This is a genomic window from Vibrio sp. SBT000027 (assembly GCF_963894355.1).
Taxonomy (GTDB): Bacteria; Pseudomonadota; Gammaproteobacteria; order Enterobacterales; family Vibrionaceae; genus Vibrio; species Vibrio splendidus.
Window position 1 is genome coordinate 1,897,387 of record NZ_CAWQGD010000004.1, and the last position, 15,510, is coordinate 1,912,896.

Consider the following 15,510-nt stretch of genomic DNA (forward strand, 5'->3'; position numbering starts at 1 on the left):
AAAATCACGAGGAAGTCATAGAATATGTGTAGGTTTATCTTTGAATTATCTGAAAAAATAATTAGTCACTCTGTTGTAAACGTCGACTATAAAATTCAAGAAATTAACTGTTTCTCTTCATACGAGCCTGTTGGCTATGAGGTTCTGATCAATTCCAGTAAGTTATCTGAAAGTGAACGTAAGCTCGTTTTTTCTAATGATGTAAAACACCCAAATTCAGTAAGAAGAATGATGAAGCGTGTTATTAACACTATAATTAATAAAAAGGACACAAAAGAAAAACTATCCAACAAGTCACTTTTTATTAACCTAGAACGTAGCAACTTATGTGATTATTATCTATTGAGCGAATTAAAAAAAGCATCAAACGTGCTGAAGAAAAATTCGATTAACTTAGTTATAGAGATAACAGAAAGAGATACATGCCCACAATGTAAGAGAGTTTCTGATGGATTGAAATTGCTAAATATAATGGATATTCCTTTAGCCATAGATGACTTTGATATCTACTCTGGTGATTATCGCAATGAAGAGTTCAAACAAGGTATATATAGCTATATAAAGATAAGAACACCGAAGAATGAAGAAGAGGAAAATAAATTGGCACTATTTAGATTCCAGAACCCTAGTGAAAAAATCATCATAGAAAATGTTGAAAACCAATCAGATATTGATTTTCTCAAGAATATCAAACCAACGGCTGTTCAAGGGTTTTTCTTTGACACTGAGTGCGAACTGAGCTAATCAACAAATAAAAGGAACGCATATGCGTTCCTTTTTTGTATCTAAAGCTTTTGCAGATGAAGCTTGGTGACTGATTGATTCAACCGACCAAATTGGTTTGCTAAATCACTTGCGAGATAAGTAAGAAGCAACCAAACAATAATGAGAACAACATCATTGGTCGGCCACCTTCAGCGCTGTATCTGTCTTCCGCTACTTTCATGAAGCGCTGCTTGTGAACCATAACCAGAGGAACAAACACAGCCAAAAACACTAAGATGATACCTGCGTAGTTCAACACTTGTAGGAACTTGTCAGCTGCAAGCAATGAACCCGCCAACGGCAAGATAAAGCTAATGCAGTACGTTACTGCGGTGTTTTGGTTGAACATGTCCTTGTTCTGGTTGAATAAAGACATCGCCACACCAAAGAAAGAGGTCAGCAACGCCAAGCCAGTGAAGGTAGACAGAACGTTACCCACCCAAGGAGACTGAGCCTCAAACGCCGCCATCAAATCTGATACGTTCTTGAAGCTTCTGAATTGCTCTTCGCTCAAGTTACCCACTACCGCAAACAACCAACATAAGTAACACACTAATGGGATCAGAGAACCGACGATCACCATGTTACGTAGCTGTTTGTCTGTCGCTTCGTGGTTGTAAGAAACCAAGGTTGGAATCACAACCATAAAGCCAAAGCTCGTAAACAGGATGGCACTGGTTTTGATTAGATCAACGTGGTCATGACTGGTTACCTGCATCAAGTTTTCTTGAGTCATGCTCGGCGCTAAGAACACCATGGTTGCAAACAAGCTTGCTAGCATCACAAAGAACAATGCGCGGTTGAGCTTATCAATCACTCCGGTGCCACTTGCGACTACAGCGCCAGCAAGTAACGTAAACACGACTTGGCTCGTGGTCGCGGTGAGTTCAACGCCAAAGTTAGACAGTAACTTACTCAGCAAATCACCTGCGCCTAAAATGTAAGCCATCAATAGGCAAATCAATAGCGCGTATAGCAAGCCGTTAGTCAGTAGCTGGCCTTGTTTACCCAAGGTTTTTCGGGCAATTGAGTTTAGTCCTAGACCGCCACCCGCTTTGATGGTCGCTTCTAGAAGTAATAATGCTGCGTAAGTCGTACCGAAGCAGATCAGTACCATCAGCAGTGTGCCGTAAAGCAATCCGAATTGAGCTAATACCATTGGGATCGCAAGCATACCAGCACCGAGAGCGGTACCAGCGATAATTAGGGAGCTACCCATCATTTTAATATTCATTGTTTTTAACTTATTTGTTTAGTTTTTATAGATATGAGTCTTCGTACATCGAGCGGATGACAAAGGAGTTCAGATAGAAATAGAGTTATAAAACGAATAACAATAGGAGCGATAAACGGTAAAGAAGCGTGCAGAGACGTGATCGAACAAGGTGTTCAAAGGGGAGCTTGTCTTAAAAGAGGTAAAACGAGAAGCGTGAGTTTGCGTTAACTGATGTGGTGAACCTTCCGTAGGTTCAATAATCGGTGATGTAATCTTGAATTTCATGTATGTGTCCAATAATTAAGTCACATTCCATAGTATTTGAAGCAGCGTATCCGTTGCTGCCCTACCTCTGTCATTAGAGGTGTTTTCATCTTATCGAATGAGCTTTGAAACACAACGCTATAACCACATTTTTTGCTATTAAATTGAACAAAATAGCCATTTGGATACAAATTAACCACCAAACCGCGTAAAACAATAATCATTTATAATAAAAACCAAAGAGAGACACAATGGTTTCTCTTCTTATCCAAACGAAAACATTGCATTTATGGCGCAGGGCTATATAAACGAGGTGGACTGCTGTTGGGTAAGTGAATCAGATTTAAGCGATTACGTCTTGCCCATTCGACCGTCAATGAGGTCGGAGCCGACAAACAAACCAAGGTTGCGATTTCAGCACGCACGGCTTTATGGATAAGCTCTAAACTGCAACGACTGGTCATAATGGCGAAACCCGACTTAGGGTTGATCTCGTTCACGGCCATTGCCCCTATTAATTTATCCAAAGCATTGTGGCGGCCGATGTCTTCACGACAAAGTGAAATTTCACCTTTCGAATTCGCAAACAAAGCGGCATGTAAAGCACCGGATATTTTGGCTGCTTTTTGATGTTCGGCAATTCGCCCTCTCAACCCCTGAAAAACCAGTGGACTGGGTGGTAATGACGATGGCAATGGAACCAAATCCGGAAGTGCTTGTTCAAGCGCCTCAACACCGCACAAACCACAACCTGTGGTTCCAGCCAAGTTACGCCGCTGAGTTTTCATGTCCCAAAAAGCGCGATTGCTGATTTCTACTTGTGCGAAATGAGATTCACCATTACCACCAATCTCAATATCACGAATTTCACTGAATCTTTTTATGATGCCGGTGCTTAAACTAAAACCGCGCACAAAGTCTTCCATGTGGCCAGGCGTCACCATCATAACCGCCTGACTGATCCCGTTATAACTGATCGCCAATGCCGATTCGTTTGCCAGAGGTGCATCCACCACCATACTATAGCCCGTAAGCTCTCGATAGCTCATGGCATTGGGCTGTGGAGGCGCTTGATTAAAATCAGGCAGTTCAATATAGGATTGAGTTATACATCTCATAAAATCACCCGGAAAGACGGTCAGCTTGACGATATCGACTCAGACTGAAAACGTTACTGATTAAATAAATATCACTGGTTAAACAAACATCACTGATTAAACAAGTGTTTTGCTTCAGCAAAGCACTGATCAGTGAGTGCCGAATAAGGTTCTTGTTTACGCTTAAGTAGACCTAGAGGCGAATGCACCACGGCTTTTTCTATCGGTACGATACGCAGTTGTTCATTGAGCTCTTCCAATCCAGAGTTAAGCGGCATAACAGCACAGCATAGGCCACTAGTGACGGCTTGGATCAGGTGAAACGTAGAGTTACTTTCAATCAAAGTCTGCGGAACTAGGCCTTTACTACCGAAGCTCAAATCAATCGAATGACGATAATGCATGCCTTTAGACAAAAGCCCCAAAGGAATGCTATTGAGTGATTCCCATAAGACTTCCGACTCAGCAAAATCAAAGAATCGGCTATCATACAGAATGCCTAAATCCGTCGAGTTCATTTCTATAACGTCAAAATAAGCCGTATTGATCTGGTCGGTGTAACACATGCCTAAATCAAGTTGGTTACGATTGAGCTGGTCTATGATCTGCTCAGATGTCATCGACAAAATTTGAAAGCGAAGTTCAGGGAATTTTTCTGCTAAAGGCTTAATCAACTGCATCGGGTTTTGACTGGCTAAAGGCACCATGCCAACTCTTAGCGAGCCGACCAGTTGGCCACGGCAGTTAGCCGCTTCGGCTTGTAAACCGTCATGAGCCGCTAAGACGGTCTTTGCCCAAGCCAATATACGCTCACCCGCTTCGGTAAACCCTTCAAAACGTTGACTTCTTGAAATCAACTCGAGGTCTAACTCTTCTTCTAAACGCCTTATCCTCATCGACAACGTAGGCTGAGTAATATGACAAAGTGTCGCAGCCTGACCAAAATGTTTCGTTTGATCTAAAGCGATTAAATACTTAAGTTGTTTTATATCCATGAATGATTAGTAAAGCCTTGAAATGAAGCGTCTTCTTCGCGTTCGTCGTACATTAACGGTTCTCTGTGATTGAAAATACCTATCACGGGAAATAGCTCAATCTGTAAAGCAACAGCTAAAATAACAACGGTATTTTTGATTTAAATCAAAGTATGCCTAATTTAAATATAGGTCAAATCTAAATTATCTATAGCGTGATAGACAGCAACTATCACGGGAGACTCAGCTATATCAAGGCTGTCCAACGAATCTCTCGTAAAATAGAGCTCACATCGCACTGACTAATAAATTTTATTTATCACTGTGACAAGTCCATTTATCACTGTGACAAAAGCGACACTTTCCATATTTACTCGCCATGATAGATTCTATTTATCACTTAGTCGGCAATATCAATTGGACGCACCGCCCCTTAACGGCATAACCTTTGATTTAGATCATGGCAAACAATTAGCCAGTCTATTTCTAAATATTCAAAGCAGTAAACAGGTATCGATACCAAATAATCAAAACCGTTTTACTCCCGCCTTATTTTTATAACGCGCCTGTTTTTACCGGTTCCCTTGTTTACTGCCGTTCCCGTGTGTGAGGAGTGCAGTTGTGAGCCAAAAAGAACAGATAAAAAAATATAAAGGTCCTGCTGGTGGTTGGGGGGCGTTAAAAGCCGTCACTAAGAGTTGGTGGGGCAGCGAAAACGCGATCAAAAACATTCGAACAATGCTTAAAACGAATCAAAACGGTGGTTTTGATTGTCCGGGATGCGCATGGGGTGAATCCCCACACAGCAGTAAAGTGAACTTCTGTGAGAACGGTGCAAAAGCCGTGAACTGGGAAGCCACAAATCGATTTGTGGATCCTGAGTTTTTCGCTGAACACAGCGTAACATCCTTGTCATCACAAACAGACTACTGGCTGGAATACCAAGGCCGAATAACCCATCCGATGAAGTACGACGCAGCATCCGACCACTATATTCCTATCGAGTGGGACGAAGCCTTTTCGCTCGTAGCCAAGCATTTGAAGCAACTCGACTCGCCACATCAAGCCGAATTTTACACTTCGGGTCGAGCCAGTAATGAAGCGGCGTTTTTGTACCAACTCTTCGTCCGTGCGTTTGGAACAAATAACTTCCCTGACTGTTCAAACATGTGCCACGAAGCCAGTGCAATTGGCATGAAAGATACGGTCGGTGTGGGCAAAGGAACCGTGATTTTTGACGACTTTGAACAAGCAGACGCGATCTTTGTGCTCGGGCAAAACCCAGGCACTAACCACCCCCGCATGCTTGAACCATTGCGTGAAGCGGTAAAGCGCGGCGCTCAGGTGATCTGTTTCAATCCATTGAAAGAACGTGGACTTGAACGCTTCCAAAATCCTCAAGTTCCGGTTGAAATGCTAAGCAATGGTTCAAAACCAACCAATACCGCGTATTTAAGACCTGCATTAGGTGGCGATATGGCAGTTTTTCGTGGGATGGCTAAATATTTGCTGCAATGGGAACGTGATGCGCTCGCAACCGAAGGAAAAGCCATATTTGATCGTCAATTCATCAGCGAACACACCACAGGTATTGATGAATACTTAGCAGAAGTTGATGCGACAACATGGGAGCATATCGCTGAACAATCAGGGTTAGCTTTAAGCGAAATAGAAATGGTCGCAGACATGTACCGCCGTTCAGAAAAGGTGATCATGTGTTGGGCTATGGGGCTAACACAACATCGTCATTCAGTACAAACCATCAAAGAAGTAGCCAATGTGCAATTGTTGCGCGGCAACGTCGGTAAGCCAGGTGCTGGGCTATCACCAGTTAGGGGGCATAGTAATGTCCAAGGCGATCGTACGATGGGTATCGATGAAAAACCCTCAAACCAATTTCTAGATAGCATAGAACGCCGCTTTAACTTCAATGTCCCGCGAGATGTAGGCCACAACACCATACAAGCTATTAAAGCGATGGAAGAAAAACGCTCGAAAGTCTTTATTGGTTTAGGTGGTAATTTTGCGCAAGCTACACCCGATACTCCTCGCACACATCTGGCGATGAAAAATTGTGACCTTACCGTTCATATCTCGACCAAACTCAATCGCTCTCACCTTGTTACCGGTCAAGATGCCTTGATTTTGCCATGTTTGGGGCGCACGGAAATCGATACACAAGTAAATGGGCCACAAGGCATCACCGTTGAAGATACCTTCAGCATGGTTCACATCTCTTACGGACAGCTCGAACCTCGATCAGAGTATTTACGTTCTGAACCAGCCATTGTCGCGGGTATTGCCAATGCCACACTAGGCAGCCATCCAATCGATTGGAATTGGGTCATTCAAGATTATGGACATATTCGAGACCTCATTGCAGATACGATTCCGGGCTTTACTGACTTCAATCAGAAACTGGAAAATCCGGGTGGATTTCATTTAGTCAATCCTGCCGCAAATCGTCAATGGAACACCCTCAGCGGCAAAGCGCAATTTGGCTCCAATGAACTGCCAAAACAGCTGATTAATGAAGCGGTGTTGCAAGGGGGTAATAAACCCGATCTGATCTTGCAAACCATGCGTTCCCATGACCAATACAACACCACGTTATATGGCTTGAATGATCGTTACCGCGGTGTCTTTGGTATGCGCGAAGTTTTGTTTATCAATGAAGCCGATATATTGAAGCTCGGTTTTAAACCGGGTGACAAGGTCGATATGGTGTCGCTTTGGGAAGATGGTGTAACGAGAAAAGTGAAAGGGTTTACCCTGGTAGCTTATGACGTTCCACAGGGTCAGGCGGCGGCTTACTATCCTGAAACCAACCCTTTGGTTCCTCTAGACAGCTATGGTGAACGAACCTTTACCCCTACCTCGAAATTTATCGCCATCAGATTAGAGAAATCAACCTCTGACGCCATTCCCCTTTCAACCGTCAGCTAACTGGCAATTGAAAGTAAAAGTAAAAGTAAAAGTAAAAAATCCACCTGTTTTGGCAGGTGGATTTTAATAATGACGCTTGACCAGTATAAAGACAGCCCGCTGAATATGTTTATTCAAGTCATGTACGTTTATTAGGCTTTTCATGCCCTTCAAATTTAACGATAAACTCCCTTTCATTCGCCCAAAGAACATCATCACAAACTCGCTACATCACAGAAACATAACCACAACCGGAGTGTGGTCACACAATCGGTTATACCTCATAGGTGGTAGGGTCTCTTACACGTAAAGTATGCGCGTCATTATAATTAATAAAAACAAACACCTTATGCGCTCAACAATCACCTTTAAAATCCTAGTGGCCCTCGCCATCGTGTTCACTTTTCTATTAGCAATATCGACCTACTTTCAATATTCGCAGCAAAAGCAACTTGTAAACTCAGTGTTAAGTGAGCAACTTCACGATAAAGCGAGCAACTATTTCGATAGCCTCAATATGATGATGCTCACTGGCACCATGGCACAAAAAGAGACCCTTCGTCAGAAAGCCTTAGCTCAAGAAGGCATTGAAAATGTTCGTGTATTGCGTGCTGATGCGGTAAGTAAGTTATACGGGCCTGGCAATGACAACCAAACACCTGTGGATGATATTGATAAACGAGCGCTAGCGGGTGAAACCGTTATCGAACCCTTTTCTGCCGATTGGGGAAAAGGCTTGGTTATTGCTCTGCCTATGAAGTCGAGCGAGAACTATCGCGGCACCAATTGTGTGGCATGTCATATGGCGCCAGAAGGGGAAGTATTAGGTGCAATTCGACTTGAATATAACCTTAGCCATGTCAACTCGCTGATCAATACTCAAACGATGACAGCGATCGGTATCATGGCAGTGATCTCCTTTGCCGGATTCGTTCTTACTATGGGATTGATTCGTAAGATAATCGTTCGCCCGCTTCAACAAACCTCTCGCTTTATGACTCAAGTCAGCAGTGATAAAAACCTATCCACTCGGCTGCCAGAGCAAAGCAAGGATGAAATTGGCACGCTTGCTAACTCCATCAACTCGTTCATGGGCACCGTTTCCGACAGCTTAGAGAGGGTACAAGACACCTCGCACAAACTGAATGCGTCTGCCAACCAACTGACCAGTGTTGCACAAATTACCGAGCAAGCCGCCAGCGATCAACAAAACGAAACCGCTGAAGTACAAAACAATATCGAAGGGATACAGGCGCAGCAAGTCAATGTAGAACAAGCCACTTTAACCGCGTCAGAACTCATCAATCATACCGCTGATGTGGCCTGTAAAAGTGCGAACCAAGCACATGATGCAAGCAATGAGATAAAGAACCTAGTCAGTAGCATAGAAGAAGTGAAACACAAGATACTGACACTCAATGAGCAAACCGGAGAGGTCTCGTCAATATTGAGTGTGATTCGTGGCATTGCCGACCAAACCAACCTTCTAGCCTTAAATGCGGCGATTGAAGCGGCTCGTGCGGGAGAGCAAGGTCGGGGCTTTGCAGTAGTGGCAGATGAAGTTCGAAATCTTGCATCACGAACGGCAGAGGCAACTGGCAGTATTGAGTCTATCATTCATCAGTTTCAGCAAGGCAGTGAAGAGTCGCTGACTTCTGCCGATCGCGTTTGCGAACAAGCACATCAAAGCTCAACAGATATCGACGCACTGTCCGTTGAAATGAATGGTGTCGTTGAAGAAATGAAACAAGTGCTGGCTCATGCGAAAAATATTCAACAACAGACGCAATCCACTACACACGCGACCGAAGATGTTCAACAAAAGGTTGAAACCATCACTTCTCACGCCGATAACACATCGCAGTCTGCGGCTGAGACTCGTGGAATCAGTAATGATTTAGAAGAGCTGTCTGATCACCTTGAATCTCTTATCAACCAATTCACCTTATCGAACTCAAAGACCAACGATAGAGGTCAGTCATAGGTCGCTAGAACTCCCCTACCGACATCAACAAAAAAGCGCTCAATGATGAGCGCTTTATCTTCATAACAATGTCTAGTTCAGGCTTTCAAAGTACCTTAAACCATGATTAGTGCGTAATGGAAACCGCGGTTAAGTCTTTATGCTTGTGGTACATCGCGTGTTTGAATATCAGATTCGCACTCACGGTATCCATTCCTGCGACTTCTACATAAGCGCCTTTTTTACGGAACTTAAATACGACCTTATCAAGCGCCTCAACCGACGTGTTATCTAGGAAAGACGCATCCGAAATATCGATGGTCACTAAAGAGGTCGCATTGTCATAATCAAATAAATCGACAAACGCATCTGAAGAAGCAAAGAAGACATGGCCTTTTACTCGGTGGGTAGTGTGCATTTCGTTAGTCACCACTTCATCGGATATAAAGACCATCGACTTGCTAGCATGCGCATAAAACAGAGCCGATAGCACCACACCAACCGCAACACCTATTGCGAGATTGTGAGTAAACACCACCACCGCCACGGTTGCTAACATGGTTACATTGGTTGGGAGTGTGTGGTCTTTAAGCTCAACAACAGAGCGCCATGAAAACGTGCCGATTGAAACCATGATCATCACAGACACTAAAGCGGCCATCGGTATCAGCTTCAACCAATCAGAAACAAACACCACCATTAGCAGTAAAACAACCCCGGCGATCAGGCTGGATAATCGGGTTAAGCCGCCAGATTTGATGTTAATGATCGACTGGCCAATCATCGCACACCCCGCCATACCACCAAATAGTGAAGCCACGATGTTCGCTACGCCCTGCCCTTTGCATTCATTGTTCTTATTACTTTCAGTATCGGTCAGGTCATCCACGATCGTCGCCGTCATCAATGATTCCAATAAGCCTACAAGAGATAGAGCAATAGAATATGGAAGGATGGTTGTCAGCGTATCAAACGTGAATGGAATATTAGGGATCAAGAATACAGGCAGTGAATCCGGAAGCTTGCCCATATCTCCAATCGTTCTGACATCTAAACCAAATAACAAACTGATAATAGTCAGGGCAACAATCGCGACTAATGGAGAAGGTATTGCACGACCAAACTTGGGAAAATAAGGAAGCAGATAAATGATCGCCAAACCCAAAGCGACTAACACGTAAACGCTCGAAGGGACGTTGATCAACTCAGGGAGCTGAGCCATAAATATAAGAATAGCGAGCGCGTTAACAAACCCAGTAATCACCGATTTGGAAACGAAATTCATCAGATTACCAAGCTTGAGATACCCAGCCGCGATTTGAATGACGCCAGCAAGAAATGACGCTGCGAGCAGATACTCTAGCCCGTGTTCTCTCACTAAGGTGACCATCAACAGCGCCATTGCGCCCGTTGCCCCAGAGATCATCCCCGGACGACTGCCAACCAAAGCGGTTACAACACAGATACAGAAAGAAGCATAAAGCCCTACTTTAGGGTCAACGCCTGCGATAATTGAAAATGCGATGGCTTCAGGGATTAATGCGAGTGCAACCACAATCCCAGATAATGAATCTCCTTTAACGTTTGATAACCAGTGTTTTTTTAAATAATTAAGCATGTAATTCTCTTTTACTTGTACAGCCAGTCCTGCCTTGTTCAGACATAATTTGATCGACTGTTTTTCTTGAATGAGCGAGCGCTCGAAAAGTGCGGGTGTAGAGAGAATGCAGGGGTTAAGGCGGCGTAATTAACACGTGAATATTAAACTCCTCTTGTAGCTTTAGTGGGAAATTAAGAAGGTGATCAAGTCCAAAATGACTGAATCCGCGCCAATATAGAGTGAGTCTCAACACAATCACACTCCCATTATTGAAAACAAAGGTTTCGATTACGTCTTGCTCGTTCAACAGCTCACATAGGGTGAAAGGTAAGGCTGACGCTAAGATCGAACAAAAAACACACCCTAAAAGGTATTTCTGGTCAGTAGACACAATATTTCTTTCACCAAGCAAGAATAAAGGTTGAAGCTGTCGGTATGACAGGTAATATGTTCAATCGATTTAAAAAGTTTATACAACTTAATGTTTCGGCTAATTATTGTGCAAATGTATGTTTATTTGCAGTAATGCCAGAGACTTTGAGTTGAATTTGTCCCTCAATGGAGAATGAAATCAACATGACTTACGCGCCTGTAACAGACGTACTTGGCGGCAAGCTAGCGGTAGACAGTGAAGTAACTGTTCGCGGCTGGATCCGTTCACGTCGTGATTCCAAAGCTGGAATCTCTTTCCTTGCCATTTATGACGGCTCTTGTTTCGACCCGATTCAGGCCGTGGTTCCTAATAATCTTAATAATTACGAAGACGAAGTATTAAAGCTAACAACTGGCTGCTCTGTTGAAGTAACAGGTAAGATTGTTGAGTCTCCTGCGAAAGGTCAAGACTTCGAACTAGCAGCAACTGACGTTAAAGTTGTAGGCTGGGTTGAAGACGCTGACACTTACCCAATGGCTAAGACACGTCACTCTATCGAATACCTTCGTGAAGTTGCTCACCTACGCCCACGTACAAACGTGATCGGCGCAGTAGCACGTGTACGTAACTGTCTATCTCAAGCGATTCACCGTTTCTACCACGAGCAAGGTTTCTTCTGGACTTCAGCTCCGCTTATCACTGCATCTGATGCAGAAGGCGCTGGTGAAATGTTCCGCGTATCGACGCTAGACATGGAAAACCTACCTCGCACTGACGAAGGCAAAGTTGACTTCAACGAAGATTTCTTCGGTAAAGAAACTTTCCTAACAGTATCTGGCCAACTTAATGCTGAAGCTTACGCTTGTGCACTAAGCAAGGTTTACACGTTCGGTCCTACGTTCCGTGCTGAAAACTCAAACACAAGCCGCCACCTAGCTGAATTCTGGATGGTTGAGCCTGAAGTTGCGTTTGCAGACCTTGACGATGTAGCAAAACTGGCTGAAGACATGCTTAAGTACGTTTTCGCTGCTGTTCTTGAAGAGCGCCGCGACGACCTTGAGTTCTTCGCTTCTCGCATCGACAAAGAAGCAATCACTCGTCTAGAGCAATTCGTAGACGCTGATTTCGCACAAGTTGACTACACTGACGCAATCCAAATCCTACTAGATTCTGGTAAGAAATTTGAATTCGACGTTGAGTGGGGCATCGACATGTCTTCTGAGCATGAGCGTTACCTAGCTGAAGAGCACTTCAAAGCACCTGTTATCGTTAAGAACTACCCGAAAGACATCAAAGCTTTCTACATGCGCTTAAACGACGACGGCAAGACAGTTGCAGCAATGGACGTACTTGCACCAGGCATCGGTGAAATCATCGGTGGTGCACAACGTGAAGAGCGTCTAGACATTCTAGACGAGCGCATGATTGGTATGGGTATCGACCCTGAGCACATGAGCTGGTACCGCGACCTACGTAAATACGGCACTGTGCCTCACGCTGGCTTCGGTCTTGGCTTTGAACGTCTAGTATCTTACGTAACAGGTATGGGCAACGTTCGTGACGTTATCCCGTTCCCACGTACACCACGCTCTGCTAACTTCTAATCTCAGCTTTCTTCTTTCAGAGAAGTCAGTATAGATAGATAATTAAATAGATAAAAACCTCCGTATATACGGAGGTTTTTTTATACGCACTTATTTATAAGGGTATGTTCATAAGCCCCTATTGATAAGCGCCTACTGATACAAGCTTAACAGCTCAGTCTACTCGACAGTACGAACCAAAAAGTGATCTAAAAGTATCTTCTCGCCCGTCTGTTCTAGCGGCTTAAATTCAATCACCATCTGATCACCATTTTGCTCAAAAGCATTCACTTTAAAGAATAAGCTCTCCTTATCCGCCTTAATGTTATGAGCAACCTGACGACCATTTACAAACACATCAAAAGCGGGCGCTTTTGGGTTTGCAGGAATGACAGTTTCAAAAGTGTACGTTTCACCTTCTTGCGCATAAGCTGTGTTGTAAATACCGCCATCCTTCGTCCAATAAGTACCATTAAAATCCATACTTCCAGCTTTCCAATAGCTGTAAAAGGCGTGAAGATCTTCGATACTGTTCTGGGTCGTTGGCGTCCATCTTACGTCACCAAGATTGACTGGCTTCGTGTAACTAAACCCATGCTCCCTCATATCCTTGTTTAAGGAATCTAATCTCCCCAAAACATCATCAAAGGTATCTTGCCAACCAAGTTCGCCATAATATTGAAGGCCTATCTCCCCAATAATGTAAAACTCGTCGTCTCGTTCAATCGTAATGCCTGAACCTGAGTCGCCATGGATGATCAGCCACTGCAAATCACTTTGAGGCATGATCACCGGGTTATATTTATATTCAGCTAACCATTTCTTATCTGTGTCATTGTACTTAACAAATTTCTTCCCGCCATTACGGCCGTTATAGTTACCAAAGCCAACGCTATTTACTTCATAAACCTCTGAATGATCGAACATCCCTTTCTCTGGTAACTTCGCAGGCTTAATACCGGTTATTGGCGTGTCTAAACGCACCAGAGCGAAATCATAAATGCCATCGGTAAATTCATACTCCCCCCACTCACCATCAGGGTCAGTTGTCGCACGTGATGTATGAATAACGTTGAACTTACCGTTCTCATCTTTTTCATAAGAAGAACAAGTGACTGCATTTTCATACCCTTCACTTTTAGAGCCTGATACGTGATTTGCCGTTATCACCCAATAAGGGTCAATTAAGGTCGCGGACCCCGCATTCATATGACAGGCAAAATCGAACTGAGTTTGTAGTGCGAACGTTTTGTGTTGAGTGACCGAACGATCCATTTTCCCGAGACCTGAGTGAGCAGAAAAAGTCGCTAAAATTGCAGATGCTAGAATGATTTTTTTCATGTTACTCAACCTCTCTCAACTGGATAGCCTCAATAGCGTGATAGCCTTGTCTCGATTCAAAATCAAACTGCCTATATTGGCGTGAATATGAGATTTCTACGATGTCATCTGGCGATTGAGATTCGAAAACAATCGTATTTTTGACACTGGTCATGTGAAATGAAATGTCATTTTTAATTGTGATGCATTGCTTGTTAATACATGCGGTCACATCAGCAGAAGACAGCCAATTATGTGTATAAAGCTCTACAGCAAATCGCCCTTCTTTACTCGGCTGAACGTCAAAAGAGAAACCACTAGAACCAACAAGCAAACCTGAAAAAGCCAGCTCTTGGTTATAATCCGTAGAGTCGCCGCCTTGCCAGTAGTAACGATTGCCAACTGCATTTTTAGTCTCTGAAGTAGCGACTTGTTTTAAATCACCAATAACCTTCACATCACCAATTAAGGCACTGTTGGGTTTATCTTTTCTTTGATACTCTCCATAAAGAAAAGCCCAATCTAAGCCGTTTAAGTCCACATCTCTTGCGTAACGATACTTTCCCTCATCAAGCTCATAGCCGATAAATTCACTGGTAATAGACAGTCTATTAGTGCCAACTTCCGAAAAATTGCTTAGTCGATTCAAATCAACATGGAGTTCGCTTGCTGAAGCATTGGTGGCTAACAAAGCCAACATGCACAGGTTTGTTCTTGTATATTTCAATCTCATAATCCCGCATCTCAATTAGTCATAACCAATTGTAATAAATGGGAAATTTAAACCTGTAAGGTACTGTAAGCCTTTGATTTGATCACTTTTATCGCATAGCGACCAATAATTGACGTGAATATATAACAATGAAAGGTAGGCTCTGGTTATTTCCTAGCACAACCAATAAGCCAAGTTTTTGACTAAAGGTGATGCATATTCCAAATAATCACCATTTCTCGCTTACACAGACTTACAAAGCCTGTGGCATTAAAGTATGAGATAGCCTTCAGAGCTCAGGTTTAATGCAATTATTCAAAAGTTCAGGTCATTTAAAACGAAAAAGCCCTGCCAAATTCTGGCAGGGCTTAAAATAATTCGACTGGATAATCGGCTTAATCGACATCTTGGTCGATAGCGTATTTTATCGCGAGACCGCAGATTGCCATCATAACGAACGGGATAGCCGCTGTTGTATATTCAGCCCAAGCCATATCAGCGAAGGCTTTTGCCAGCAATACGTGGCCGAGAATAAGCAGAAGCGCACACACAATCGCGACGATAATCAGCTTAACTTCATTTCCCATAGTCATTTTCAACATAACGGTATCTCCAATATTTGGTCTAACTGTATTGAATCACAACTCTTTGTTGTACAAGGCGTACAGTTGCACCAGAAACAATCCGTACAGTTGAAATCATGCTCTGTTTTATGAGT

At 43.4% G+C, this 15,510-nt stretch carries 12 protein-coding genes; 4 read left to right on the forward strand and 8 right to left on the reverse strand.

What is annotated here, in order from left to right:
- The first annotated feature begins 24 nt into the window (after positions 1–24).
- Positions 25–744 carry an EAL domain-containing protein gene (locus AACU28_RS18275; RefSeq protein ID WP_121603404.1) on the forward strand — a complete coding sequence of 240 codons (720 nt, stop codon included), beginning with the start codon at positions 25–27 and terminating at the stop codon, positions 742–744.
- A gap of 100 nt (positions 745–844) precedes the next feature.
- Here the strand turns inward: AACU28_RS18275 and AACU28_RS18280 are convergent, their stop codons facing one another.
- The 4 genes from AACU28_RS18280 to AACU28_RS18295 form a co-directional block, all read right to left on the reverse strand.
- Positions 845–1,987 carry an amino acid permease gene (locus tag AACU28_RS18280; RefSeq protein ID WP_029224515.1) on the reverse strand — a complete coding sequence of 381 codons (1,143 nt, stop codon included), beginning with the start codon at positions 1,985–1,987 and terminating at the stop codon, positions 845–847.
- Positions 1,988–2,068: 81 nt separating this feature from the next.
- The gene (locus AACU28_RS18285; protein ID WP_125458453.1) at positions 2,069–2,266 is read right to left on the reverse strand and encodes a hypothetical protein; all 198 of its coding nucleotides are present in this window, start codon (positions 2,264–2,266) and stop codon (positions 2,069–2,071) included.
- Positions 2,267–2,532: 266 nt separating this feature from the next.
- Positions 2,533–3,363, reverse strand: a complete 831-nt coding sequence (gene fdhD / locus AACU28_RS18290) for a formate dehydrogenase accessory sulfurtransferase FdhD (protein ID WP_017108204.1) — start codon at positions 3,361–3,363, stop codon at positions 2,533–2,535.
- A gap of 89 nt (positions 3,364–3,452) precedes the next feature.
- A complete protein-coding gene (locus tag AACU28_RS18295) occupies positions 3,453–4,337 on the reverse strand; it encodes a LysR family transcriptional regulator (RefSeq protein ID WP_004734714.1) in 885 nt (294 codons plus the stop codon).
- 600 nt (positions 4,338–4,937) lie between these two features.
- Here AACU28_RS18295 and AACU28_RS18300 point away from each other — a divergent pair.
- Positions 4,938–7,262: an FdhF/YdeP family oxidoreductase gene (locus AACU28_RS18300; RefSeq protein ID WP_121603405.1), complete on the forward strand. Its 2,325-nt coding sequence runs from the start codon at positions 4,938–4,940 to the stop codon at positions 7,260–7,262.
- A gap of 328 nt (positions 7,263–7,590) precedes the next feature.
- A complete protein-coding gene (locus AACU28_RS18305; RefSeq protein WP_121603692.1) occupies positions 7,591–9,225 on the forward strand; it encodes a methyl-accepting chemotaxis protein in 1,635 nt (544 codons plus the stop codon).
- 106 nt (positions 9,226–9,331) lie between these two features.
- Here the strand turns inward: AACU28_RS18305 and AACU28_RS18310 are convergent, their stop codons facing one another.
- Positions 9,332–10,822 carry a SulP family inorganic anion transporter gene (locus tag AACU28_RS18310; RefSeq protein ID WP_004734711.1) on the reverse strand — a complete coding sequence of 497 codons (1,491 nt, stop codon included), beginning with the start codon at positions 10,820–10,822 and terminating at the stop codon, positions 9,332–9,334.
- 558 nt (positions 10,823–11,380) lie between these two features.
- Here AACU28_RS18310 and asnS point away from each other — a divergent pair.
- On the forward strand, positions 11,381–12,781 hold the full coding sequence (gene asnS / locus AACU28_RS18315) for an asparagine--tRNA ligase (RefSeq protein ID WP_004734710.1): 1,401 nt from the start codon (positions 11,381–11,383) through the stop codon (positions 12,779–12,781).
- 159 nt (positions 12,782–12,940) lie between these two features.
- On the opposite strand, the gene AACU28_RS18320 is transcribed toward asnS, so the two are convergent.
- The 3 genes from AACU28_RS18320 to AACU28_RS18330 form a co-directional block, all read right to left on the reverse strand.
- Positions 12,941–14,101 carry a trypsin-like serine peptidase gene (locus AACU28_RS18320; RefSeq protein WP_121603406.1) on the reverse strand — a complete coding sequence of 387 codons (1,161 nt, stop codon included), beginning with the start codon at positions 14,099–14,101 and terminating at the stop codon, positions 12,941–12,943.
- A gap of 1 nt (position 14,102) precedes the next feature.
- Complete coding sequence (locus AACU28_RS18325; RefSeq protein WP_121603407.1) at positions 14,103–14,780, reverse strand: hypothetical protein; 678 nt, start codon at positions 14,778–14,780, stop codon at positions 14,103–14,105.
- A gap of 407 nt (positions 14,781–15,187) precedes the next feature.
- Positions 15,188–15,394: a hypothetical protein gene (locus AACU28_RS18330; protein ID WP_004734707.1), complete on the reverse strand. Its 207-nt coding sequence runs from the start codon at positions 15,392–15,394 to the stop codon at positions 15,188–15,190.
- Positions 15,395–15,510: the final 116 nt, after the last annotated feature.